The following is a 24,876-nucleotide window of genomic DNA, read 5'->3' as shown; positions in this document are numbered from 1 at the left end:
TAAACCTTAGAGCTGGCTCCAAGTCAACTATTATTCTGCTTTGGACTTCATTTTAAAGGCAAAAAATGCCCGCAACACTTTTGCGGACATTTTCGAGATTTAATATTAAATTTAAAAGCGTTTCAGGTATTGATCACGTTCCCATTGCGAAACTGTTTGGCGATAAGCGCCCCATTCTAACTCACGGGAATCAATAAAGCTCTTATATAAATGATCACCCATTGATTGCTTAACCACTGGGTCTTTTTTCAATGCCTTCACTGCATTATGCAAAGTTGATGGCAAATCAAAAATTTGATTATCCTGCCGCTCGGCTTCCGTCATTTTGTAGATATTACGGTTCACTGGCGGAACTGGTGTCGTTTGCTTTTGAATACCTGATAAACCACTATACAAAATAGCAGCAATCGCTAAATACGGATTAGCTGTTGGATCAACACTCCGCATTTCTAAGCGAGTTCCATTACCACGAGCCATTGGTACCCGGATTAATGGTGAACGATTCTTTCCAGACCAAGCAATATAAACTGGGGCCTCAAAACCAGGAACCAAGCGTTTGTAGGAATTAACTGTTGGATTATTAATCGCTGTTAGTGCTTGGGCATGTTGCAACAAGCCACCTAAGAAATACATTGCAGTTTGTGACAATTGATTTTGCGTACTTGGATCGTAAAAGGCATTACCATCTTGATTAAACAAAGACATATTAATATGCATACCGGAACCATTAATGCCTTCAAGTGGTTTTGGCATGAAGGTGGCATGTAAGCCATGTTTCCGGGCAACGGTACGCACAACTAATTTAAAAGTTTGAATGTTATCTGCTGCTTCAATAGCATCAGCATATTTAAAATCAATTTCGTGTTGACCAGGAGCAACTTCATGGTGACTAGCCTCAACTTCAAAGCCCATCTTTTCTAATTCCAGCACAATTTCGCGCCGACAATTTTCACCTAAATCTACCGGTTCAAAATCAAAATAGCCGCCGTTATCATTTAAGTTCAACGTCGGTTGGCCCTGATCATCTAATTTGAATAAGAAGAACTCTGGTTCTGGTCCAATATTAAAACTTGTGAAGCCCATATCATGCATTTTTTGGACAATGCGGCGTAAGTTATTGCGTGGATCACCAGCAAACTCTTCGCCATCAGCCGTATGAACGTCACAAATTAAGCGTGCTACTTTACCATGTTCTGATCCCCAGGGGAAAACTAACCAAGTGTCCAAATCAGGATATAGTAACATATCACTCTCTTCAATGCGCACAAAGCCATCAATTGAAGAACCATCTAAAGTGGCCTTATTATCTAAAATCATATCCAATTGATCAACTGGCATTTCCACATTTTTTAAAATACCGTTAATATCCGTAAACATTAATCGTAAAAATTCGACATGTTCTTCTTTTGCCATTTGGCGAATATCTTGAGCAGTATACTTCTTTGACACCATAAAACCAATCGTCTCCTTAATTAAAATGAATTATTCGAGTCTTGGTTATTCAAGCGACCCACTTGTAACATTTCCTGTGACAAGATTTTGCGGACAGCTGAATCACTCATTGTCTCAGTAGCAGATAAGCAATAATTTTCCGGTTCCTTTTTGGTTAGGACACGAACCACCTCGTGCATATTCATCCCCGAAGCCAAATAATCCTTGACCTCTAGCAAGCGATCAACATCATTAAGCGAATACTGTCTTTGATTTCCCGCACTTCGCTGTGGTTTAACCAATTGAAAATCTTCATAGTATCGTAACTGTCGTGGTGTTAATCCTGTTAACTTAGTGACTGTGCCTACCGTTAATACTGCTAAGTTGCGCCGAATACTTTTCTCACTCATGCTTTACAACCTCGAACATATAGTTACCTTATCAATTAAAAAAAGCCTTGTCAACATTTCATGTTAGCAAAGCTTACATCTATTAAAAATATTACAAAATTTCAGCACAAGCATGCGCAATGGCAATCTTCGCATGCGCATAAGTCAAACCACCTTGTAAATAAATCGCATACGGTGGCCGTAGCGGGCCATCAGCTGATAGTTCAATCGTTGATCCTTGCACAAAAGTTCCTGCGGCCATCACAATTTGGTCTTCATAGCCATCCATGGCACTCGGTACTGGATCAACAAAGGAATCAATCGGTGAATATTTTTGAATCGCTTTCGCAAATTGGACCATTTTCTCAGGGCTACCTAAGATAATCGTTTGAATCAAATCCGTGCGCGGTTCATCAAAGCGCGGAGTCACTTGAAAACCTAATTCTTCTAGCAAAGCCGCCGCAAAAATCGCCCCTTTAATCGCATTACCAGTTGCTTGTGGTGCTAAGAAAAAGCCTTCAATCATCCAACGTAAATTACTCCCCGTGGCGCCCTCGTGGCGCCCAATGCCCGGAGCAGTTAAGCGAATGGCACTGCGTTCAATTAAATCTTCACGTCCCGCTAAATAACCACCTGTCGTTGCTAAGCCTGCACCAGCATTTTTAAATAAAGAGCCTGCCATTAAATCGGCTCCGACTTGTGTAGGTTCAATTTCTTCCGAAAATTCACCATAACAATTATCCACAAAAACAATTACTTCTGGAAGTCGTTGTTTGACAAAGGCAATCATTTCCTTAATTTCCGCAACTAAAAAACTCGGCCGCGGATCGTAACCCCGTGAGCGTTGAATCGCAACCACATCTGGTTGAAATGTTGTTAACTTTTGCGCCAACTTTTGATAATCAACTTTTCCCTCGGCAGTTAAGGCCACATAATCAAATTGCACACCGTACTCTTTTAAACTGCCGACGCCACTGCCCGTTAAACCAACTACTTCTTGCAACGTATCATAGGGTTTACCTGTGATATACAACAACTTTTGCCCTGGCTTTAAGCAGCCAAAGAGCCCCACTGCTAACGTATGCGTACCCGAAACAAATTGCGGACGCACCAAAGCTGCTGGCGCCTGAAAAACTTGTGCATAAACAGCATCCAAGACTTCGCGCCCTTCATCATTATTGCCGTACCCTGTGGAACCGAATAAATGACTCTCAGCAACTTGTTGGTCTTGAAAAGCCTGCAAAACTTTGGCTTGGTTATTTTCCATGCGTTGATCAATGACTTGTAAATATGGTTGAATTTTTTGATCAACTTGTTGTATTGCGCTTTGAACTTTTTGTGGTAATTCTTCTGTCCAATTCATTCTCATTCCTCCAAAAAATGTTGTATTACTTGTTGTACCACCGATACTTGTTGTGGATTTTGCAACAAATCGTACCACTGTAGCGTTAATTGATGTCGAAAATAGGTTAATTGGCGTTTGGCAAAGCGCCGTGAATTACGCTTAATTAACTCAATCGCCGTTGGTCGGGAAATTTCACCTTGAAAATAAGCAAACCATTCTTTATAACCGATAGCGGCCTGCGCCTGTGGCACCTGTTCTTTTTGTTGATACAACCAGTCAGCTTCTTGTTCTAAACCTTGCTCAACCATCAAATCAACCCGATGATTAATTCGTTGATACAAAACCGGACGGGCCGTCGTCAAGCCAATAATTAAAAAGCGTTGTGGCACAGCTGCTTGCTGTTGCTGACTAAACTGATGCCCAGTTAAATCATAAACCTCCAAAGCGCGGATGACTCTGCGAGTATTAGCCGGAGCAATTTGTTGAGCAGCCAGTTGATCTCGTTGTGCCAACAAGTCCCACAAATATGTAGCTCCAAAACGTGCTAGTAGTTGCTCATAATGCTGTCTAATCTTCAAAGACTGCTCCCGACTCGCTGCTCCTCCCAATTGTAAGTTCTGTGTCAAGGCTTTAATATAAAAACCAGTTCCGCCTACCACCACTGGAACATGCTGCCGTTGATTTATTTCAGTAATTAACTGTTGAGCAGCTTGTTGAAACTCGTAAACCGTGTAACTTTGTTGCACATCACGAATATTCAATAAATGATGCGGAATTCCCTGCTGTTGCTCTGGTAAAATTTTAGCGGTACCGATATCCAAATGCCGATAAATTTGCATCGAATCACCAGAAATAATCTCACCATGAACTTGGTGGGCTAACTGTAAACTCAGATCAGTTTTCCCCACCGCAGTAGGACCGACAATGACGATTGCTTTTTGAACCATTATTACTCCTTGGTCTCCAAAATTAATCAGGAATTTTAGTTGAAATTGCAACAGAGTTTGTTAATAATTAAGAGTAGATAAAAGGAGGTCAAGCTGATGAAAAGAAAAGGTATCGTTCCAGGTATTATAATTGGTTCCTTAGCCACTGCAGGAGCCGTGGTGGGTTCAGCATTAACTTATCATCATAAAGTTATCCAACCGATCGATCAAGCAGAAGATCGAATTGATGAAAACCGGCGTAAAGCCAACCGCAAAGCACATTCTGCCCATATTAGTTAAAAAGGAACTATTATAAAGAAAAAATGTTCGTAGCAATACGAGCATTTTTTTGTACCAGCTTTATTTTTTTATCCTAGACAAAAGCTAATCTGAACCTCCTGGCTTAAGTATCAACCTAAAACTATTACAACTTCGTAGTCTTTTTGGTTTTGCCATTCCATTCATTAAAACCATGTTTCAACCATTTAACATTACTGAAACCTTGTTTCTTAAGTTTAATAGCCGCCCGAATGCTTAACGTGTTTCCTTGTTCATAAAGATAAACTGGTAAATCGGGACGTAATTCTGAAATTAACATTTTTAACTGTGTATAAGGTAGATTGCGCGCTCCCAAGATATGTCCTGAATCAAAATATTTTTTTTCACGCAAATCAATCAGCTGTGCTTTACGCATAGTGGCTTCAAACTCTTCTTCTTCCAAGGCACCACCTAATTGTCGGGCGCGCAACCAATAATACAACCATGAGATTCCATAATATAGAGCAATAACAACAATAACTAACAGTAATGAATTTAAAAACGACACATCTACACCTCACACAATAATTATGATTAAATACTAATAATGTTGTTACAAGCACACATTAATTAAACTAATGTGGTTGCACAACTAACGATGCCGCACCAATAACCCCAGCTTCATTACCTAAAGTAGCTAACCGTAATGAAGTAGTCCTTTTAACAGCCGGAAAAACAAACCGTTCATAAGCAGCTTGCACTTGTTCTAATAAATAATTACCGGCATTAGAAACACCACCGCCAATAATAATATACTTGGGATTTAACGTCATTGCAACATTGGCCAAAGCTAATCCCAGTTGTTCACACACTTGGTGGACAACCATTTGTGCCAAGGGGTCCGCTTTCTGGGCTAAATCAAAAACATCTTTAGAAGAAATCATTTGCCCATCATCAATTAAAGCTTTTAACTTCGCAGGCCCCGCATACTCTTGTGATAACTTTTGCGCCGTGCGCACAATTCCCGTGGCGGAAGCCACAGTTTCCAAGCAACCTTTTTTACCACAAGTACATAAAAAGCCGTTCGGATCAATTGTTAGGTGACCAATTTCACCAGCGGCGCCACCAACACCATGCACGATTTGGTTATTAACGATCATGCCGCCGCCAACACCAGTTCCTAAAGTAACAAACGCCACGTCAGCTGCATTATCGCCTGCTCCTTGCCACCGTTCGCCTAAAGCTGCCACATTAGCATCATTTTCAACAACGACTTTTAAGTCCGTTTCCCGTTCCAGCTGTTCCTTTAACGGCATGGGACGGTCCCAATTTAAGTTAAACGCACTATCAACTTGACCAGTCTCATAATTGACACTACCCGGCGTACCAATGCCAATTCCTAAAAATTGGTCAGCAGACATTTGATATAACTGCAAATGCTCATTAATGGAAGCACTAATACTCGGAATAATATTATTACCATCATTCAAAATATCGGTCTGAATACTCCAACGTTGTTGAATCTCACCTTGTGGCGTTAAGATAGCAAACTTGATAGTCGTACCACCTAAATCCACGCCAATTACCTTTTGATCAATCATATTAGCCTTTCCCTTCTTCAATTCGATGTTCCCGATGTAAAACTGCTTTACAAGTAATGAAAGTTGGTTGATCAATTACTTGTTCATGGTATAAACGATCCAATTCAATTGCCATTAACTCAATATCCCAAATCCGTTTACCAACATAAACATAGATGCCAAAACGTTTTAACACTTGTTGCACATCGTACAGTGTTTGAATATTCGTTTCCTTCATCCGCGTTGCACTCCTAAATAGCTCAAACCAAGGGCCAAAATAACTAACAATCCACCACAAAATAATCTTTTACTGAGTGCTAAACCACTGGTCTGATGAGGCACGGGGATCAATCCAGCTAATAAAATACCACTAATCACGCCGCCGATATGACCCCAGAGATCAATTTGCCCCATGAACAGATCCGTAATTAAATTCAAAACAATTAAAACGATAAATTGTTTAGACCACGATTTCACAGCCGGATTATTGGCAAAAATAAAGCCCAAGGCTGCAAAAATTCCAAACAAACCAAATAAACTCGTACTAGCACCTGCAGCTAGAGCATTAGCATTACCAAAGGCCCAACCAAATAAATTGCCACCAATTCCACTCACTAAGTACATTATTAAAAAACGTCCTGAACCATAGAGGCGTTCTAACTGAACCCCTACAAAATAGAGTGTTAACGAATTAATAATTAAATGTGACCAGCCGATATGGACAAAAATGGGCGTTAGCAAACGCCACCATTGGCCTTGGGCAATGAGACCGTTAAACCGTGCTCCCGCACTGATCAGAGTTTGCGTATTAAAGCTTCCACCATTGAATGTTTCCCATAAAAAAACACCAATCTGCACAGTCAGTAGACCATAAGTTGCCCATGTAAGCTGCCGCCAATTTGGTTTCAAGATAGTTACCTCATTTATTATTTCCAGACTATCAATAGTTTAGCATAGAATGAGCACAATAATTTAATTATTCTAATTAGATAGCGATTACAATTCTCAAAAAGAAAAAACAACAGGTTAAACCTGCTGTTGTTTTACTTAGTTTCCCGATGTAAAGTTGTTTTACGTTCACGAGGGCAATATTTCTTTAATTCCAAGCGATCAGGATTGTTCCGCTTATTCTTGCTAGTTAAATAATTGCGTTCGTGACATTCAGTACATTCAAGTGTAATATTTACGCGCATAATTCATGAACTCCTTTTGTCTACATTTGCTAAACGACTCTCTCATGATACCACTTAGTTACTAATTTGACCAGGGTTTTACTGGGAATCTTTCGCGTTCGTCCCGAAATAACTCGTCACCATACTGCGCACTAAATCTAAGTTATAGTCGCCTTTTTCACTACTCAAATTAGGGAAAACAACGGCAAAGGCGATTTGTGGATTATTAGATGGCGCATAGCCAACCATACTTAACGTAATAGTTTGTGGCGGATTAGGATTATTCGGATGCTCGGCATCATAATAAAAGGACTGTGCGGTTCCCGTTTTAGCAGAAATCGACGGTGTTACATTCCCTAATGGCTTCGCTGTCGTCCAACCACCGGAGCCATGAACAACATTATAGAAACCAGTTTGCACAACATTTAATTGACTGCTGGTAAAACCAACGCGATTTAACGCTTGTGGTTGCGTTGTGTGCACGACCGCACCTTTAGAGCCATCCCGATTGGTTTTTTGGATCGAACCGACCACATAAGGACGCATCCGATAACCGCCATTAGCAATCGTGGAAACGTATTGGGCCATCTGCATTAACGTATAAGCATCGTAGTTACCGTATGATTCATCTAAAGCTGAACCAACTTTCACTAAACCGCCCGACTTACTTGGACCTTCAATCCCACTAGCTTCACCAGGCAAATCAATTCCAGTTTTCACACCTAAGCCAAATTGGTTAAAGTTAGCTCGCATTTTTTGAAAAATATCTTGATCAATATGAATGTAACTATTGGGCACATACTTGGCATGACCTTCACGCATCGTTAAGCGCATCATATAAATGTTCGAAGACACTTCGAGCGCTTGTTCAGCGCCAAGGGCACCAAAGGTTCCTACTGGATACACGGATTTTTTAACTGGTGTACTTGGTAAATAAATGGGATCGTCTGATAAAACATTATTATCAGGCGTAATCGCATTACTCATCAAGCCGCCCAAAACCGTCGCACCCTTGACTGCTGACCCCATAACAAAAGTCCGATTAATCACACCCAACGAATCGTCCGACAATTTGTCCGTTTTAGGATTATAGTGTACTCCTGACATGGCCAAAATAGCCCCCGTTTTGGGATTCATTGCCACCGCATAAGCCCCATCGGAATACTGTGCAACACCATTTGCTTGGGCGGATGCAAAGGTACTACGTAAAGCAGCATCGACCTTCTTTTGATAATCAGCATCAATTGTCAAATTAAGATTATCGCCCTTGGCTCCCGCATACTTTTGGACCGAATCCGTTAATTTATTATTTGGACTCACTGCAATCTGCGTTTGTGACTTACTACCCTTTAAGATGGGTTCATATTCTTGCTCTAAATAACTAGTTCCCACACGATCATTGCGGGAATAGCCCTGTGCCAACAATTCATTAACCTGGCTATCCGGCAAACCTTGTTTTTCCGTGGAAACTTGACCAATGATACTCGTCATCGAATCGCCCATTGGATAGGAACGTTGCGAATCAATACCGACTTGCACTCCGGGTAATTCAATTTGGTGCTCACTAACTTCCGCCACTTCTTTAGGTGTCGCGTTATAACTCTTAATATACACCGTTGAATATTGATAGGCCGAACTCATTCGTTGAAAGATGCTGGCTGCTTGTTGTTGAGCCCAAGTTAAATTAAGATGCATTTTTTTGACATAATTCACAGCCTTATTATATTGCTGGCTTTGACTTTGTTCTTGAACTTTTTCATCACTTAGTCCCTTATTAACTACTTTTAAGACGCGATTATAGTTTTTCGTATTAGCCAAATAATAATCAGCTTTGTCCCGTGACGTCAACTTGGCATCATCAATAGTGATAAATTTTTGCAAACGATTGGCAATTTGTAACATATCAGCAGTCTTAACCGAAGAACTTCTTGTATAAGTAATCGCACTGCTGGCTTGATTATCAACAATCAAGCGTCCCTTAGAATCATAGATCAAGCCCCGTGGGACGTCACCGTTAATAATGGTCTTATCCGAACGGTCAACTTCCGCTTGAAATTTATTGCCATTTAATAATTGTAGATAAGCTAATTGCCCGATTAATAAAGCAAATAAGGCAAAGACAATCAATAACAGCACATTCAACCGAAAAGGCAAAATTGATTGTGTTGATTTTGATCGATTTAATCGTTGAAAAAGTTTCAAAATAATAGTTCTCCTCAATTTGACGTTACTGAATTATTATATCAAAAAAAGCAGCTTACCTGACAACAATTTATCAGTAAACTACTTTTTAATCCGCAGCCACAAAAGTATAAACTGGACTATCGGTTTGTGGGTCATAATCAATTTGCAAGTCTAAATCTTTAAAAAACCAAACATCATTATCCGTGAAGAAATATGTGATCTCTTGATTTGTTAAAGAGTAATATTCATCATGTGGTTTTTCTTTAATAAAAGCTAGCGAAAAACCCTGATGCACATTGGTCTTACCGTAAACTTTGCCATAAAAATGTAACCCATCACCTGGTTTTAAGTCCAAGTTATCTTGATACCATTGATGTGCCTGGGGCGTTATCATAAATTTCATCTTCATCACCATTATTATGATAACCTATGCTCCTCTTTAACGCTAGCAATTAGTTTTCGACAGCTGTAATTTTCACAGTGAAAGAGCCACCTGGTGTTTCAATAACCACATCATCACCAACTTTTTTGCCTAATAAAGACTTGGCAATTGGTGAGTCATTACTAATCTTACCCTGCATTGGGTCAGATTCAGCGGCACCAACAATTTGATAGGTTTCCGGATCATCATCATCTTCTTGAAAAGTCACCGTTTTGCCGACCGAAACTTCATTCGCATCAACTTGACTAACATCTACTACATCGGCGTACTGCAACATGGTATTAATTTCCGAGATACGTGATTCCACAACACTTTGTTCATCTTTAGCAGAAGAATACTCTGAGTTTTCAGATAAGTCCCCAAAACCACGAGCAATTTTAATACGTTCAATAATTTCCGGACGCTTTTTTAATTTTAAATCTTCCAGTTCTTGTTCTAATTTCTTTTTACCTTCAGCTGTCATTGGATATCTTTGTTCAGCCACAACTAACACCTCATTTAAGATTGATTAGACAACAAAGTTCACTGCTGTTGTCGTTTTTGATGCAAAAGATACTTAATCTTGGAAGTTAATAAATCAATTGCCACTTCATTGGCGCCACCTTCAGGAATAATCACATTAGCAAAACGCTTGGTGGGTTCGATAAATTGTTGATACATTGGACGCACGTGATCCAAGTACTGGGTAAACACCGTATCTAAAGTATAGCCCCGTTCTTCAACATCCCGTTTAATCCGCCGAATTAAGCGAATATCATCATCAGTATCAACAAAAACCTTAATGTCCATCAGATCACGTAAATCTTTTTCATATAAAGTCAAGATTCCTTCTAGAACAATGACATCGGCAGGTTCTTGGTGCCGCGTGCGATTCGTTCGATTACTATCGACAAAATCATAAATTGGCACCTCAATACTTTGAAAAGCCCGCAATTTCTTTAAATCAGCAACTAATAAGTCCGTATCAAATGATAACGGATGATCAAAATTTTGTTGTTTACGCTGTTCATAAGGTAAGTCTAGTTGTTTATAATAAGAATCCATTTGTAATAAAGCAATTGATTCTTGTGGTAATTCTGTGATTAAGCGTTGGGCAATAGTGGTTTTACCACTTCCAGAGCCTCCACTAACTCCAATAATTAACGGCTTGTTACCTGCAGTCATTTATTTCTCCTTATCAAAAGGGACTGACTTTGCGTCAGTCCACTAAATTATTGACCAATTTTTGAATTGGTATCCAAATGTTGCGAGTAATTTGTTGAATAGTAAACTTTACCAGTCTTCAAATTAGCTACAAAATAGAGATACCCTTTATCACGATCAGCAGGATTCAAAACTGCTTGGATCGAGCCTAAACTAGGTGAGTTAAATGGACCAGGCCCAAAACCTTTATTCTTGTAAAGGTTATAAGGCGATTTTACACTCGTATCTTTATTTGTCAAACTGTGTTTATGCTTGTTTAAAGCGTACATAACGGAAATATCCGATTGTAGTGGCATATTTGCATCTAAACGATTAAAGAACACGCCCGAAATCTTGCGGCGATCAATATTTGTTACCCCTTCGCGTTCTGTTAGAGAAGCTAAAGTTAACAGTTGTTGCACGGTCAGATTTTTAGCCTTAATTTGCTCATAATAAGGGGCAAGTTCTTGATTAGTTTTACCAACCATTTCGCTCACTAGTCGTTTCAAAGATGTCCCGGAATAATAAGGATAAGTTGCTGGGAACAAATAGCCTTCTAAGTGATAACGAACATGCTTAGACTGTAACGAAGAAGCCAACAATTTCGGATACTTTTGCTCTAATTGCTTCATAAAGGCTTGATCTTTCATTAAATGCAGAAAATCAGCCTTTGAGTACGGCGTCTTTTTCGCAATCACACTACCAATTTGATCAATGGTCACCCCTTCGCGCACTAGCACTGTATTGCCAGGTTGACCAACTTGATCTAAACTGCCACCCTTTTGCAAACGAGCAACAATTTGAGTCAACGTCATTGACGGTTTAAACGTATAGTAACCGGCTTGAAAGTCGGTATAATTATGGGATTTAACATAATAATTAAAAATTGTCGCGCTACGAATAATATGTTTATTCTGCAACTTTGAAGCAATTTCTTTATTAGAAGATCCAATCGGAATTTTCACTTCTACAGCCTGATGATCCTTGTGGTTATAAGGCTGCAGTGATTCTTGCACATAATTATAGCCTAAAACACCAAACGTTAAAATCAGAATTGCCAAAATACCAACAATCCAATAAACAATATGGTTAACTACTCTTTGTTCAGACTCGCGCACTTGCTTTTTGTGACGAATAGATTCCTGATCATCACGATACTGACTACGATTTTTATCTGACTTAGTCAAGAATGGTTCCTCCAACATTTAATCTCAACTGTTAATTATACACAACTTTTTCTTAAATGCTGGATTTTTTATCGAATTTGTGCGTTAAACAAATCAATTAAAGCTTGTTGTACATTAGCAAAATCCTGGTTAACTTCATCGTCTGTTAATGTAGCTTGCGGATTTTGGAAAGTTAAATTATAAGCCAATGACTTATGACCCGCAGCAATGCCTTTGCCTGCATAAACATCAAATAGTTTAATATCCGCCAAATATTTACCGGCCGCTTTTTGAATGGCTAATTCTAACGCTTCATTAGTAATAACTTCTGGAACAATTACCGCAATATCACGACTAATTGCAGGATACTTACCAGCTGGAACATAAATTTCGGAAGCTTTAGGATAGGCCATGACTTTTTCCAAATCAATTTGGAAAACTACCGTTGGCGCTAAGCGTAATTTTTTGGCTAAAGTTGGATGCAGCGTACCGATAAATCCAACCGGCTGCTGATCCATTAAAATAACTGCAGTTTGTCCAGGATGCAGTTGCTTAATTGCGCTCGTGGCTTGGTAAACAATCGTGGCTTTTCTTTGGAAACTTTGTAATAAGCGCTCCACATCACCCTTAATGTCATAAAAAGTAACATCGCGGGCCGTTTGATCCCAACTATCCTGGATTACTTGCCCACTATAAGCCCCAGCGATCATTTCAACTTCCTTAGGCCGCACTACGTTTGCGTCATTCTTCAAGAACACACGTCCTTGCTCAAACAAGGCCACGTTCGTTTGCTTGCGCGCAGCATTATAAGCCAAATCATCTAACAAACCACTAACTAAGTTGGCCCGTAAATACTCATGATCTTGGGTCATCGGCCAATCAACTTTGGTTAACACTGCGGGCTTCAAGCAGAAGGCTGCCGCTTTTTCTTGAGTAGTCAAAGAATAACTGATGGCTTCATCATAACCCAATGACCGCAAGGTTTGTCGACTTTGGCGAATGAATTTTTGTCTAGGGGTATAGCCACCAATCGTTTGGGTAACTGCTGGTAAAGTGCTCGGAATTTTATCGAAACCATAAATTCGAGCCACTTCTTCAATTAAATCTGAATCAATAAAAATATCCCACCGACGTAATGGTACCGTGACAATTAACTCTGAATCTTTAACCTCTACCTCAAAGCCTAACCGTTCAAAAATCGCAATAATTTCCGCTTGTGAAATTTCCGTCCCCAAAGCATGATTAATCCGATCCGTGGTTATTTTGACTACCGTTGGCTTCAAAACTGATTGACTACCAACTACTTGGTCTTTTAATACTGTTCCGTCAGCTAATTGTTGCACTAATTGCGCTGCCATATCTAATGCTTCAGCAATGGCGGATAGATCCACCCCTTTTTCAAAGCGAGCCGAAGCATCCGTTCGTAAATTATGACGCTGCGCAGTTTTGCGGATTTTCGTAGGGTTAAACACGGCTGATTCTAAAACTACTGTGTGGGTTTGCTCAGTAACCGAAGTAGCCAAACCACCCATAACTCCAGCTAAACCAACGGCTTGTTCGTCATTAGAAATCACAATATCTTGATCCGTTAAATCATATTGTTTTTCATTTAACGCTGTAAAAGATTCTCCCGCAGCCGCTAGGCGCACGGTTAATTTTTTGGAGCCCAATTTGTCGTAATCATAAGCATGTAATGGTTGACCATAATATAACATAATGTAATTAGTAATATCGACAATATTATTAATTGGTTTGATACCGTTATTCCACAAATGAACTTGCAACCAGAGCGGGCTTGGTTTAATGTGAATATCCTTAATCACCCGTGTCCGATAAGTCGGGGCCAATTGTTCATCAGTCACGTCAATACTTAATTGTTGTTCTGCTGAAGCTGCATCCTCACTAACACTGGGCTGTTCAAAATGGGGCTGTTCATCATACATTGAAGCCACTTCCCAAGCGGCACCATGCATTCCAAGTGTATCCGCCCGATTAGGCGTAATATCAAAATCTAAAACAGTGTCATCCAAGCCTAAATAAGAATAAACCGGTTGACCTAAGGGAATATTTTCGGTTTCTGGAAAAACATAAATTCCATTTTTAAAAGCATCAGGCACAACGGAATCATCGAAGCCAATTTCTTGCAAGGCACACAGCATACCATTGGAGGCCACACCACGGAATTTACCTTTTTTAATTTTTTCGTTGTTAGCAATTCTGGCACCGGGTAAAGCCACAATAACCGTTTCACCCACAGCCACATTCGGCGCACCACAGACAATCTGGGCCAATTCTTCGGCACCCACATCCACTTGACAAATGTTTAAGTGGTCCGCATCGGGGTGCTTGGTGACCGTCTTAATTTGACCAGTGACTAAATTCTTTAACCCAGCGCCTGGTTTAATTATTTCATCAACTTCAATGCCAGTAACCGTCTCCCGATCAGCTAATTGTTCTGGTGTTTCTGGTAGATCAACATATTCTGCTAACCAATTAGTAGAAATCTTCATTAATTTATTCCCCCTGAAATTGTTCTAAAACCCGAACATCATCTTGATAAAAATCGCGGATATCATTAATGCCGTATTTTAACATGGCAAACCGATCTGGTCCTAGACCAAAGGCAAAGCCACCATAAACAGTCGAGTCAACGCCAGCATTTTCTAAAACGTTCGGATGCACCATGCCCGCACCTAACACTTCTACCCAACCGGTATATTTGCAAACTTTGCAGCCTTCACCACCGCAGGCAAAGCAGGAAACGTCAACTTCCACTGATGGTTCCGTAAATGGAAAATAACTCGGACGTAAGCGAATCTCACGTTCCTTACCAAAAATATGACGCGCTGTTAATTCCAAAGTACCTTTCAAATCTGCCATCGTAATATGCTTATCAATGACTAAGCCTTCAATTTGATTGAATTGGTGTGAATGTGTGGCATCGTCAGTATCGCGACGATAAACTTTACCCGGACTAATCATCTTCAAAGGACCCTTCGAAAAATCATGTTTTTCCAAAGTCCGCGCTTGCACAGGTGAAGTCTGCGTCCGCATCAAAATTTCATCCGTAATATAGAAGGTATCTTGCATATCACGCGCAGGATGATCTTTGGGAAGGTTCATCATTTCAAAATTGTAGTGGTCTTCTTCGACTTCGGGACCATTGACCACTTCATAACCTAAACCAATAAACAAGGCTTCAATATCATCCATGACCTGATAAATCACATGCTTGGTTCCAATGTGGCGTTGGTGTCCAGGTAAAGTGACATCAATTTTTTCATTGGCTAATTTGGCTGCAGTCGCTTGACTTTCTAATTGTTCCTTGGCTTGATCCAAAGCTGTTTGTAAATCATCGCGGACACTGTTGGCTAAAGCACCAACCTTAGGGCGTTGTTCCGCGCTTAAATCCTTCATTCCCCGTAAAGCTTGGTTCAACGGACCTTTTTTACCCAAAAAATGAATTCTAATTTCATTTAAATGTTCGATTTTTTGTGCATCATGAATCTGTTGTAGACCTTTTTGCCGCAAATCGTTTAATAAATCTTTTAAATCCATCACTACCTGCTCCTCTAAATAAATAATTTCAACAATAAAAAAAGCCCCATCCCTAAAAGGGACGAAGCTTCGCGGTACCACCCTGCTTGAGTTCAGTCCAGCTTGATAGCTGCACCTAAACTCCACTTATCTGTCATATAACGCTGACTAATGACGTTTAGACTCCAGAGTGAATTCACATCATCTGGCTTCAATTGTTCTCACTTACCCAATTGTCCCTGTGAATCCAGACCTTGATGCTACTACTTTCTTTCATCGTCGTTAAAACCAGTTTAAAACTTTCATGCATAAATTTCAATTAAATTTTAATTCGATTGCTTCAAATGTAATTTTTGGCGCCACAATGCCAACTTGGGCAAGCAAGCTTCCTGCACGGCACACTGATCATCAACTAAGTTAACAATTAAGCTTTCGAGATATTTCGGTGGCGTGGACGTCGCACCAAACATATGCTTGACAATAATGTCAGCTTCAATTGGTCTTAAATCGGTTAATTGTTGCGCATTATTTAGCGCAACATGTGCGTGAATATCGGCGTGCGCCCGAAAACTCAATTGCTTGCGATCCCAAGTGTAATAAAACAAGTCATGCAACAAACCGCCACGTGCCAAAGCGCGGGTATCTAAATGCAACTTCTTGCCAATTAAATAACTGCGATAAGAAACGCTAATTGAATGATCCAAACGATTAGAATAATGATGTTGTGGAATTTGACTTAACTTTTGCACCTCGGGTTTAGCTAATAAATCAGAAACTTGAGCTAAATAAGCTGCATCAGTCTGCCAATTTAATTCTCGAGCCAAAAAGTATCCTCCTTAAAGACTGAGTCTATACATAATAATACCAGCTGCTACTGCCACGTTCAATGATTCTGCGGATCCTAAAATGGGAATATATAAATTTGTATCCGTTAAAGCTGCTAATTCAGGCGCCAAGCCGTGCGCCTCATTGCCCATAATTAAAGCAAAATCTTTTGGCTTGGCTACAGTTTGATACTCTTGGGCCTGATCATTCACCAAAGTTCCGTATACTGGAATTTGTTGTGCTTTGAACTCACTGACTGCTGACTGTAAATCCAATGACTGAACGGGTAAATGAAATTGACTACCTTGCATAGCACGTTGCACTTTTGGTGCATAAAAGTCGACCGAATCTTCGCTGAGTAAGACGCCACTGAACCCAGCAGCATCAGCTGTGCGAATCATGGTTCCCACGTTACCCGGGTCCTGAATTTGTGATAATAATAACCACTTTCCATGGCTTAAGTCAATAGTTTCCGGTTGCGGTATTGGTAATTCCGCAACAATGCCTTGGGGTGACACGGTGTCGGTAATCGCCTGCGCAATTTCCGGAGTGATTTCCACTACTTGGTCCATGTGATCACGCACTAAATGTTTGGGATCACGATTGAGATAATCCGTCGTTGCATAAATAGCATTTAGCTTAACTTGATGGGCCAACGCCTCAAAAATCAAGTGCTCGCCTTCTAACAAGTAACGTTGTTGCTTTTTACGTCCTCGATGACTTTGTAACTTCTTCAAATCTTTAATTTTACTATTTTGTCCTGAACTAATATATTCCATAGCTAACCTCTCTAAATCTAATCTTCTTACTTATCATATCATTTTTTGAACATTTTCTTGGCAAAATTAATAGAATGCTTTTGGCTTCAACTATATTTTCCGCTATACTAGAGAAGTATCATTTAGAACAAGGACGAAGGAGGTTTTGATTTTGACTCAAAAACATGTTGCAGCAGATATTTATGGTCATGTACAAGGTGTGGGCTTTCGTTATGCAACCTACTCCGTCGCACAAACTTACCAAATTACTGGCTTTGTCAAAAATTGTGACGATGGTAGCGTCCATTTAGAAGCTCAAGGCGACACTTTAGACTTGGAACATTTTATGAAAGTAATGCAACAAAGTCCGAGTAAATTTGCTAAGATTGATCATATTAATTGGCAAGACAAACCTCTCGCTAATTATTCTAAATTTTCAATGATGTAACGAGATGGAGAAATTTATGAAAAAGACAACTAAACGTTTACTTTTATGGGGTGGTTGTTTAAGTCTATTACTCTTAGTCACCGCCTGCTCCCGCAGTGGTATCAATGCAAATCTTAAGCCACCAACTCATGGCCCTTACGGCTGGATTTACCAATATATTGGTGTACCTTTCCAAAACTTAATGCTCTATGTTTCCAAGACCATTGGTGGCAAAAGCGGTTATGCTTGGGGTATTATCCTGATTTCCTTTGTGGTTCGCTTAGTTTTATTACCATTAAGCTTAATCCAACAAAAGAAATCAATCGTGCAACAAGAAAAAATGAAGGGCATTCAACCCCAACTGCAATTAATTCAACAACAGCAAAAAAAGGCAACTACGCAAGAAGAACAAACGCAAGTTAGCCAGTTAATGATGCAAGTCTATTCCAAAAACGATATCAAATTAACTGGCGGGCTGGGTTGCTTACCTTTGTTATTACAATTTCCAATTTTTATTGCCATTTATCAAGCTGTGCAATATTCACCGGAAATTTCAAAAGCTAACTTTTTAGGAGCACCATTATCAAAACCTAGCATTCTGATCTCAGTCGTGGCGACAATTTTTTACGTGGTTCAAAGCTGGATGACTTTAAAGAGTGTGCCACCAGAACAAAAGAAGCAAATGCAAACTATGATGTGGCTCAGTCCAGCCATGACTTTCTTCATTAGTATTGCATCCTCGGCTGCTTTAGGTCTGTACTTCTTAATTGGCGGAATCATCGTCGTCTTACAGCAATTGATTAGCGATTATATCATCACGCCGAAGGTGCGTAAGCAAGTCGACCAAGAATTAAAAGACAAGCCGATTGTGCAAGTAGTAACCGAAAAAACTTTTGCCCAACAAGCAGCAACAACAAAGGACAACGCCAAACAAGTTGGTCAGACTAAGCAACAACATCAAAAAAATCGCCAACGTAATGCTGGTAAGCAACAGCATCATAAGTAAATTTTTGCAATAGTATCTTATTAAAAATGCTCCCATCGTTAGATTTAGCATCTAATGGTGAGGAGCATTTTTGATTGACTATTTGATGATTATTCTAAGCTATACTCAAATCTTAAGCGACTTTACTCGCCGCATTTTTATTGTAGTGAATTGACTAACGCCCATTTTGCTGTAGCATGATAATCTGCTTTATGGACTGGAACTTGTAATTGCCGCAAATCGAGCTTTGGACCCGCGATTTGGTGATGACTAGTATCCCACCAACCTGTTGAAATATCGGTAACTGCCTTACCAGAACCATCAACAAACGTATGATGCTTGTTATACTGATCAATTAGCGCCGGCGTTTGCGAAATGGCAGTTGGCGTACTACTATCAGCAGGTAAATATTGGAAAATGTTTGTTAATGGCGTTGTCGTTTGATCACTAGTGAAATCTGCAATTGCTAAACTAAGTTGCCAACTTGGTGCTCCCGTCGTGTCCGTTACTTTTAATGCTGTTCGTGCGGCATCATATGGTAAATCGTAAGCTTGCTTAGCCGTTTGTACAATCTTGGTGCCAAAGTCTAGCGTATCCGGAACGCTCAAGCTCATCGTCCCTGAATTATATTTCAAATCTAATTGATAAGGTGTTAATGGTAACAAGGGATCTGTAGTAATAACTGGGAAAACTTGTGGTATTTCTGCAGCATTAGTTAAGGTATAACGATAATGCTTTGTTTTAATCGCAGTTGGAAAATTAGCTTGATCTGTCGTAACTATCGGCTTGCCAACCACACCGACAAGCGTCTGGGCAACTTTGTGTCCATCTTCATCAGTATTAAAAACCGGTTGATTCGTATTATTATCCAAATAATTAAGCTGAACCACACTATTCTCTGCTACGTTAACTGTCGCTGCTGTTGAAGCCTGCGGATTTTCACTAGTAAATTGTCCACCACTATCCACAGCATAAATTTTAATTTGATGACCGCCAGCTTTAGGAGTTGCCAAGGTCTTTAAGTCAGCTTGAACATCAATATCTGCTGTCCAAGGTTGGGCCAATGATGAATCTTGAATAGTCAAAGGTGTGAGCTGTAATCTTTGATAATTTTGTTGAATTTCAGCCAAAGTTGGTGTCGTATCCACTGGATCAATGGCATAATACAACTGGACTTGGGAACTATCATTATCGCTAACACTACCATTCAACGTCAAAGTTGGGAAAGTAGAGTCTTGATAATTATGGCAATAATCTAAATCCATGGTCGACAAATTTGTGGTTGAATCCTTCGTCAATGTCATTTGTGGCACTTGATTAGCTAGAACGTGCTTCAACACCAACGTCTGTGTCTGCTTACCTGCACTAGCGTCGGGATCTTGATCTATCCCCGGACGACTGGCATTACTTAGGAAATCAGTGTTCAACGAATCTTGCGTCGCGTACACCGTACCACTGGGGAGATGATCACTTCCCGCACCCACTGCTTGCCAAGCGCCAGTCTTTTGCCCAGCTTGACCTAGAACTTCATATTGATAAGTGCCATCTTGGAAAGTAGCCCCTGCTGTTGGCATCTGAATATCCGTATCATATTGAAATCTACCAACATCCCACTTACTATTACATTTAGTAGGAGCAAGCATTAACTTAGAACTCACTTTAATCTTCCACAAAGCGGGATCATTCGCAATAAAATTATAAGCATCTTCTTTGTATTGAACTTTAGTAGTATTAAAGTTACTTATATCTAAGGTTGATAATTTTCTACAACTATTGAACATATAGTTCACAGCAGTAACATTACTTGTGTCAAAACCACTAACATTTAAACTAGGTAAACTACTGCAGCCAGAGAACATAGCATTCATATTAGTAACATTACTTGTGTCAAAACCACTAACATCTAAACTAGGTAAACTACTGCAGCCAGAAAACATTCCCGTCATATTAGTAACTTGTCTAGTATCAAAACCACTAACATCTAAACTTGATAAACTACTGCAGCCAGAGAACATAGTATTCATATTAGTAACATTTCTTGTATCAAAACCACTAACATCTAAACTTGATAAACTGCTACAACCATAAAACATGTTAGACATATCAGTAACTTTACTAGTATTAAACAATTCCTTATCCCAAGTAACAGATTGCAAAGCAGAACATCCTTGAAACCAACTTTTCATATTAATCATGTTTTTTGTTCGCCACGTGGTTAGGTCTAAGTTGTCTAACTTAGGACAATTTGAAAATAAACCATAGTAATAAGTAGTATTTACCGGATGACTACTGCTAAATATCCCAAACTTTCCACCAACATTTAACTCCGTCAATTGACTGCAATTATTAAACATTGAGCTCAAATCAAATACCTGACTGGTATCCCAATTATTTAAATATAAATTTTGAAATTCCGATGAGTCAAACATTTGATTCATATTATTCACTTTACTAGTATCAAAGTGCGATAAACAAGCAGTACTGATCTTGGATCTATAAAACATTTGGTACATACTAATAACATTAGAAGTATCAAAAGAACTAAGATCTAATGGTCCAGTACATTTACTATGTTCAAACATATAACTCATATCAGTGACATTAGAAGTATCAAGATTTTTAAAATCAAAATCAGTCAAATCAACATTGTAAAACATGTTAGAAACATTTTTTAATTGACTAGTGTGCCAGCCACTTAAGTTAACATCTAATACATTGCCCCCAGCCGTACCATAGAACATCAGACTCATGTCAGTCACGTGACTGACATCAAAGCTACTCAAATCGAGTTTACTGATACCTAGCTTATAACACGTACCAAACATCATAGACATATTTTTTACTTGGCTAGTTTTAAAGCTACTGACATCTAAATTTGCTAAATCGTAACATCCATAGAACATTTCAGACATATCAGTAACCTGACTCGTGTCAAAACTACTTAAATTTAAACTTGGTAAATCACTACAACCATAAAACATACGATGCATATCAATGACTTGGCTAGTATTAAAGTGACTGACATCTAAATTTATTAGTTTTGGACAATAATAGAACATACTCTGCATATCAGTAACATGACTAGTATCCAAATTTTCTAAGCCATCAATTTCAGTACAGTTATATAAGTACTCAAAAACATAACTACAGTTAGTTGGTAATTTGACTCCTTGTTTCAAAACCACTTTGTTGATATGATTTGCATACTCCAGCCAATTTTCGCCATAGATATAGTAGTTTCCACCTTCAACGTCATTATATTGTCTATAATAATCTAAAGTACCCGGACCCACTGTTAGTGTACCATCAACATCAAGGGTCCACGGACAACTCCCCGCTACCCCACTGACTGGCGCTGTTAAAGTTGTAAAGTTACTAATGGTCGGTTGTTTTTTTAAGAGATTATTACTCTGCTTTGCTGGGTTCTGAGTTAGCAAATCCAAACTCTTCGGATTGGTCAAGAGGTCATTATTTTGATTAAGCGTTTGGCTAAAATCGTTACGCGACTGCATAGTAGTGGCTTGAGCTATCTGACTTAATCCTAACCACAAACTAAAAAGTTCCATTACCAAGATCACAGCTTGCGAGTATTTAACCTTCATCACCAAAAGACCCTTCTTTAGTACTCCACGCCCAAATCAACAAGCGCTTACATTACACTTTAAACCGCCGTTTTAATTGTTAAATATTCTAGAACATTTGTATGATTATTATAGTGCTTTAATTAATTATTAATCAAGAAGCAGTTAGTTTTGATTTATCCATTTAATTAAAACAAAAAAAGAATAATTTGTTTGATATTTTATGCTTATTAACATTGTTTTTTGTGCAAAGATAATATTTTTTAAAATTAAATCAATTTAATAAAAATTAACATCTTATTTTTTATAACCAGTTAATGTCGCTTTTGATTTTTGAAATCAACATAAAAAAGCCTTGCAAACAACCAACGTCATTTACAAGGCTTTCAGTCTTCTAAAACTACTTTAATTTTTTTGATTCAACCAGTGGCAGATTGATTCGGAAAATGGTTCCTGAACCCACCGCACTTTCGGCCGTAATAGTTCCTTTATACATTTCCACAATCTTTTTGGCAATTGACAAGCCCAAACCATTGCCACCGCTTTCGCGTGAGCGAGCTTTATCAACACGGTAAAAGCGATTAAAAATGCGTTGTAAATCTGTTTGGGTAATGCCCACGCCAAAATCTTGTACCGCAATATTTAACATGCCATCTTCGGTCGAAGCCGACAAGTTAATCTCTTTACGATCTTTAGAATATTTGACGGCATTATCTAATAAAATGACCAAGATTTGCATCAAATGGTTGCGGTAGATTTGTACCATAGTATGATCTGGTACCGTATCATCAAAATCAATTTCAAAGTCAGGGTGTAACATCACAAAATCGCCATAGGCTTGCTTAATCGTTTCATTAGCTTCTGTGACTTCATTGGTGTAATTGACTTCAATTTGTTCTGCCCGCGTTAAATCCAACATTTCTTGAATCAATTTTTTCATCCGCGAAATTTCACTCACAGATGCTTCAATGGATTCATCAAGCACTTTGGGGTCATCTTTGCCCCAGCGTTGGAGCATCTTGAGATGGCCTTCAATGACCGCCACGGGCGTCCGTAATTCGTGTGAAACATCCTCCACAAACTCTTTTTGCTGATTGGTATACTCTTGCAGGCGGTCTAACATATGGTTGAAACGGTCGACCAAGTCCGTAATTTCGTCATTAGACGACTGCTTGGGAATCCGCGATTGCGAATCAGGATCTTCGTTGATCTCATCAATCGTACGGTTAACTTGGTTAATGCGCCGCACTAATGGTTGGGTTAAAACATAGCCCAAAAAGACACTTAACAATAATGCGAAAATAATGACCACAATCATCCAGCGATTAAGTTCTCGAAAAGCACGGTGATAACCGCGCAGACCGTCGTTAATTTTGACGTAGCCAATCACTTTATGATTACGACTTGAGTGAATCGGCACCGTCGTTTCTAAAAAGCTCAATTTTCTGGGAACTTTTTTGACAGTAATCTTCGTGGTGCCAGTAAAGTTGGGATCAATTGCCCCATCTTTAAACAAAACCATCCCGTGCAAATCATATAACACAATGGCTAAATCACCACGCGCCAATTGCTTGGATAAACTGTCATGGTAAAATTTTTCTGGATTTTCAGCCACTAAATTCCCATTGGCATCCCGTTCCACCGTTTTTTGATTTAAGCGCGGTGCTAAACGATTTTGCACTTGCTGCTTATTCAAAGGACCTTGGTAAACATTAAAGCGACTATCCACTGCGGAAATAGTATCCCGTACATTATTTTCTTCACTACGTAATAAAGCTTGATTGACTGAAGTATAGATTAAAGTTGAAAAAAGACCAAACACTAAAAAAATAGCTAAACTCAAAAAACACGTCCACTTAAATTGAATAGTAATTCGTAAATTAGCTAATTTTTGCTTCATGGGCGAACAACGTAACCAGTACCACGAACCGTCTGGATATAACTTTCTTTATCAGGTACATCAATTTTATTACGTAGATAACGCACATAAACATCAACAATATTGGTCTCACTTTGCGTGGATTCACTGCCCCAAACACTCTTCAATAATTGTTCCCGACTTAAAACTTTTCCCATGTTATTCAATAAAGTTAAGAATAAATCGTATTCGCGCCGAGTTAATTCAATGACTTGACCGTTGCGACTCAAAGTATGTGCTTCTTTATCCATAATTAAATCCCGGTATTCAATCTTGGTTGAATGTGGCGCCATCTTCTGGTCTTCGATATCAATCCGCCGCAACAATGCTCGTAAACGTGCCAATAATTCTTCAATCGCAAACGGTTTGACGATATAATCATCAGCACCATGATCTAAACCAGATACGCGATCAATAATAGAATCCCGTGCCGTCATCATAATAATGGGGGTACTCTTTTCTTGACGAATGCGGCGGCAAACTTCTAGACCATTTAAAGTTGGTAACATTAAGTCTAACAAAATAGCGTCCCAATCTTCACCTAAAGCGGCGTCTAAACCCTTGCGCCCGTCTAGTTCCACGCGGGTATCATAACCTTCGTGTTGTAACTCTAATTCTACAAAGCGGGCTAAATTTTTTTCATCTTCAATGATTAATATTTTTGACATTTATAAGACTCCAGTTCTTAATTAGATTAATTTTTTCTAAATCTCGCTATCATTAGTGTATCACGTTTATTTAACCTTTGGCTAATAATACAGAAACTTAAA

The 24,876-nt window shown here is 39.2% G+C and carries 24 protein-coding genes and 1 other annotated feature; of the genes, 3 read left to right on the top strand and 21 right to left on the bottom strand.

Annotated elements, in window-relative coordinates; all coding sequences use genetic code 11:
* Window positions 1–111: 111 nt before the first annotated feature.
* The 4 genes from AC3B6Y_RS07425 to miaA form a co-directional block, all read right to left on the bottom strand.
* Complete coding sequence (locus AC3B6Y_RS07425) at window positions 112–1,452, bottom strand: glutamine synthetase family protein (protein WP_489757461.1); 1,341 nt, start codon at window positions 1,450–1,452, stop codon at window positions 112–114.
* A 20-nt stretch (window positions 1,453–1,472) separates the two neighbouring features.
* Window positions 1,473–1,841 carry a MerR family transcriptional regulator gene (locus tag AC3B6Y_RS07420; protein ID WP_489790874.1) on the bottom strand — a complete coding sequence of 123 codons (369 nt, stop codon included), beginning with the start codon at window positions 1,839–1,841 and terminating at the stop codon, window positions 1,473–1,475.
* Between the two features lie 91 nt (window positions 1,842–1,932).
* The gene (locus tag AC3B6Y_RS07415; protein WP_489774898.1) at window positions 1,933–3,183 is read right to left on the bottom strand and encodes a methionine gamma-lyase family protein; all 1,251 of its coding nucleotides are present in this window, start codon (window positions 3,181–3,183) and stop codon (window positions 1,933–1,935) included.
* 2 nt (window positions 3,184–3,185) lie between these two features.
* A complete protein-coding gene (gene miaA / locus AC3B6Y_RS07410; RefSeq protein ID WP_489790872.1) occupies window positions 3,186–4,112 on the bottom strand; it encodes a tRNA (adenosine(37)-N6)-dimethylallyltransferase MiaA in 927 nt (308 codons plus the stop codon).
* A gap of 96 nt (window positions 4,113–4,208) precedes the next feature.
* On the opposite strand from miaA, the gene AC3B6Y_RS07405 reads away from it, so the two are divergent.
* A complete protein-coding gene (locus AC3B6Y_RS07405; RefSeq protein ID WP_489757457.1) occupies window positions 4,209–4,391 on the top strand; it encodes a DUF3042 family protein in 183 nt (60 codons plus the stop codon).
* 124 nt (window positions 4,392–4,515) lie between these two features.
* On the opposite strand, the gene AC3B6Y_RS07400 is transcribed toward AC3B6Y_RS07405, so the two are convergent.
* The 14 genes from AC3B6Y_RS07400 to AC3B6Y_RS07335 all read right to left on the bottom strand — a co-directional run bounded on the left by AC3B6Y_RS07400 (window position 4,516) and on the right by AC3B6Y_RS07335 (window position 17,216).
* Entirely contained in the window at window positions 4,516–4,917 is a 402-nt protein-coding gene (locus AC3B6Y_RS07400; protein ID WP_489757456.1) for a rhodanese-like domain-containing protein, read from the bottom strand.
* A gap of 67 nt (window positions 4,918–4,984) precedes the next feature.
* Window positions 4,985–5,947 carry an ROK family glucokinase gene (locus AC3B6Y_RS07395; RefSeq protein WP_489791517.1) on the bottom strand — a complete coding sequence of 321 codons (963 nt, stop codon included), beginning with the start codon at window positions 5,945–5,947 and terminating at the stop codon, window positions 4,985–4,987.
* A 4-nt stretch (window positions 5,948–5,951) separates the two neighbouring features.
* Window positions 5,952–6,152 (bottom strand): YqgQ family protein, encoded by a 201-nt coding sequence (locus AC3B6Y_RS07390; protein WP_489769839.1) that lies wholly within the window; start codon window positions 6,150–6,152, stop codon window positions 5,952–5,954.
* 11 nt (window positions 6,153–6,163) lie between these two features.
* The gene (locus tag AC3B6Y_RS07385; RefSeq protein WP_489769055.1) at window positions 6,164–6,838 is read right to left on the bottom strand and encodes a rhomboid family intramembrane serine protease; all 675 of its coding nucleotides are present in this window, start codon (window positions 6,836–6,838) and stop codon (window positions 6,164–6,166) included.
* A 134-nt stretch (window positions 6,839–6,972) separates the two neighbouring features.
* The gene (gene rpmG / locus AC3B6Y_RS07380) at window positions 6,973–7,122 is read right to left on the bottom strand and encodes a 50S ribosomal protein L33 (RefSeq protein WP_249514839.1); all 150 of its coding nucleotides are present in this window, start codon (window positions 7,120–7,122) and stop codon (window positions 6,973–6,975) included.
* Window positions 7,123–7,200: 78 nt separating this feature from the next.
* Window positions 7,201–9,303: a peptidoglycan D,D-transpeptidase FtsI family protein gene (locus tag AC3B6Y_RS07375; protein WP_489774895.1), complete on the bottom strand. Its 2,103-nt coding sequence runs from the start codon at window positions 9,301–9,303 to the stop codon at window positions 7,201–7,203.
* Window positions 9,304–9,391: 88 nt separating this feature from the next.
* On the bottom strand, window positions 9,392–9,694 hold the full coding sequence (locus tag AC3B6Y_RS07370) for a HesB/YadR/YfhF family protein (RefSeq protein WP_489790870.1): 303 nt from the start codon (window positions 9,692–9,694) through the stop codon (window positions 9,392–9,394).
* 43 nt (window positions 9,695–9,737) lie between these two features.
* Window positions 9,738–10,211 carry a transcription elongation factor GreA gene (gene greA / locus AC3B6Y_RS07365; protein ID WP_489774893.1) on the bottom strand — a complete coding sequence of 158 codons (474 nt, stop codon included), beginning with the start codon at window positions 10,209–10,211 and terminating at the stop codon, window positions 9,738–9,740.
* Window positions 10,212–10,249: 38 nt separating this feature from the next.
* The gene (gene udk / locus AC3B6Y_RS07360) at window positions 10,250–10,891 is read right to left on the bottom strand and encodes a uridine kinase (RefSeq protein ID WP_489757451.1); all 642 of its coding nucleotides are present in this window, start codon (window positions 10,889–10,891) and stop codon (window positions 10,250–10,252) included.
* Window positions 10,892–10,938: 47 nt separating this feature from the next.
* On the bottom strand, window positions 10,939–12,096 hold the full coding sequence (gene mltG / locus AC3B6Y_RS07355; protein ID WP_489790868.1) for an endolytic transglycosylase MltG: 1,158 nt from the start codon (window positions 12,094–12,096) through the stop codon (window positions 10,939–10,941).
* A 68-nt stretch (window positions 12,097–12,164) separates the two neighbouring features.
* Window positions 12,165–14,585 (bottom strand): phenylalanine--tRNA ligase subunit beta, encoded by a 2,421-nt coding sequence (gene pheT / locus AC3B6Y_RS07350; RefSeq protein WP_489790866.1) that lies wholly within the window; start codon window positions 14,583–14,585, stop codon window positions 12,165–12,167.
* A 4-nt stretch (window positions 14,586–14,589) separates the two neighbouring features.
* Window positions 14,590–15,633: a phenylalanine--tRNA ligase subunit alpha gene (pheS, locus tag AC3B6Y_RS07345; RefSeq protein WP_489769059.1), complete on the bottom strand. Its 1,044-nt coding sequence runs from the start codon at window positions 15,631–15,633 to the stop codon at window positions 14,590–14,592.
* 54 nt (window positions 15,634–15,687) lie between these two features.
* Window positions 15,688–15,898: a binding site (T-box leader), on the bottom strand.
* Window positions 15,899–15,938: 40 nt separating this feature from the next.
* Entirely contained in the window at window positions 15,939–16,436 is a 498-nt protein-coding gene (locus AC3B6Y_RS07340; RefSeq protein ID WP_489757447.1) for an HD domain-containing protein, read from the bottom strand.
* A 12-nt stretch (window positions 16,437–16,448) separates the two neighbouring features.
* On the bottom strand, window positions 16,449–17,216 hold the full coding sequence (locus AC3B6Y_RS07335; protein ID WP_489757446.1) for a TrmH family RNA methyltransferase: 768 nt from the start codon (window positions 17,214–17,216) through the stop codon (window positions 16,449–16,451).
* 151 nt (window positions 17,217–17,367) lie between these two features.
* On the opposite strand from AC3B6Y_RS07335, the gene AC3B6Y_RS07330 reads away from it, so the two are divergent.
* Window positions 17,368–17,643 carry an acylphosphatase gene (locus tag AC3B6Y_RS07330; protein ID WP_489769060.1) on the top strand — a complete coding sequence of 92 codons (276 nt, stop codon included), beginning with the start codon at window positions 17,368–17,370 and terminating at the stop codon, window positions 17,641–17,643.
* Between the two features lie 16 nt (window positions 17,644–17,659).
* Window positions 17,660–18,628, top strand: a complete 969-nt coding sequence (gene yidC, locus AC3B6Y_RS07325) for a membrane protein insertase YidC (protein WP_489769061.1) — start codon at window positions 17,660–17,662, stop codon at window positions 18,626–18,628.
* A gap of 137 nt (window positions 18,629–18,765) precedes the next feature.
* Here the strand turns inward: yidC and AC3B6Y_RS07320 are convergent, their stop codons facing one another.
* The 3 genes from AC3B6Y_RS07320 to AC3B6Y_RS07310 form a co-directional block, all read right to left on the bottom strand.
* Complete coding sequence (locus AC3B6Y_RS07320; protein WP_489790864.1) at window positions 18,766–22,209, bottom strand: BspA family leucine-rich repeat surface protein; 3,444 nt, start codon at window positions 22,207–22,209, stop codon at window positions 18,766–18,768.
* A gap of 379 nt (window positions 22,210–22,588) precedes the next feature.
* The gene (locus tag AC3B6Y_RS07315; RefSeq protein WP_489757442.1) at window positions 22,589–24,088 is read right to left on the bottom strand and encodes a HAMP domain-containing sensor histidine kinase; all 1,500 of its coding nucleotides are present in this window, start codon (window positions 24,086–24,088) and stop codon (window positions 22,589–22,591) included.
* On the bottom strand, window positions 24,085–24,774 hold the full coding sequence (locus AC3B6Y_RS07310) for a response regulator transcription factor (RefSeq protein ID WP_489757441.1): 690 nt from the start codon (window positions 24,772–24,774) through the stop codon (window positions 24,085–24,087). Before AC3B6Y_RS07310 ends, AC3B6Y_RS07315 begins: the two co-directional genes overlap by 4 nt.
* Window positions 24,775–24,876 lie beyond the last annotated feature (102 nt).

The organism is Bombilactobacillus sp. ESL1092 (assembly GCF_058107465.1).
This window is presented reverse-complemented; position numbering and strand designations above follow the sequence as displayed.

Bases quoted from the DNA above. Each gene is read 5' to 3' on its own strand.
- AC3B6Y_RS07425 (WP_489757461.1), bottom strand. From the start codon at position 1,452: ATGGTGTCAAAGAAGTATACTGCTCAAGATATTCGCCAAATGGCAAAA.
- AC3B6Y_RS07310 (WP_489757441.1), bottom strand. From the start codon at position 24,774: ATGTCAAAAATATTAATCATTGAAGATGAAAAAAATTTAGCCCGCTTT.
- pheT (WP_489790866.1), bottom strand. From the start codon at position 14,585: ATGAAGATTTCTACTAATTGGTTAGCAGAATATGTTGATCTACCAGAA.
- AC3B6Y_RS07335 (WP_489757446.1), bottom strand. From the start codon at position 17,216: ATGGAATATATTAGTTCAGGACAAAATAGTAAAATTAAAGATTTGAAG.
- rpmG (WP_249514839.1), bottom strand. From the start codon at position 7,122: ATGCGCGTAAATATTACACTTGAATGTACTGAATGTCACGAACGCAAT.
- AC3B6Y_RS07405 (WP_489757457.1), top strand. From the start codon at position 4,209: ATGAAAAGAAAAGGTATCGTTCCAGGTATTATAATTGGTTCCTTAGCC.
- pheS (WP_489769059.1), bottom strand. From the start codon at position 15,633: ATGGATTTAAAAGATTTATTAAACGATTTGCGGCAAAAAGGTCTACAA.
- AC3B6Y_RS07320 (WP_489790864.1), bottom strand. From the start codon at position 22,209: ATGAAGGTTAAATACTCGCAAGCTGTGATCTTGGTAATGGAACTTTTT.
- AC3B6Y_RS07370 (WP_489790870.1), bottom strand. From the start codon at position 9,694: ATGAAGATGAAATTTATGATAACGCCCCAGGCACATCAATGGTATCAA.
- udk (WP_489757451.1), bottom strand. From the start codon at position 10,891: ATGACTGCAGGTAACAAGCCGTTAATTATTGGAGTTAGTGGAGGCTCT.
- yidC (WP_489769061.1), top strand. From the start codon at position 17,660: ATGAAAAAGACAACTAAACGTTTACTTTTATGGGGTGGTTGTTTAAGT.
- AC3B6Y_RS07415 (WP_489774898.1), bottom strand. From the start codon at position 3,183: ATGAATTGGACAGAAGAATTACCACAAAAAGTTCAAAGCGCAATACAA.
- AC3B6Y_RS07315 (WP_489757442.1), bottom strand. From the start codon at position 24,088: ATGAAGCAAAAATTAGCTAATTTACGAATTACTATTCAATTTAAGTGG.
- miaA (WP_489790872.1), bottom strand. From the start codon at position 4,112: ATGGTTCAAAAAGCAATCGTCATTGTCGGTCCTACTGCGGTGGGGAAA.
- AC3B6Y_RS07420 (WP_489790874.1), bottom strand. From the start codon at position 1,841: ATGAGTGAGAAAAGTATTCGGCGCAACTTAGCAGTATTAACGGTAGGC.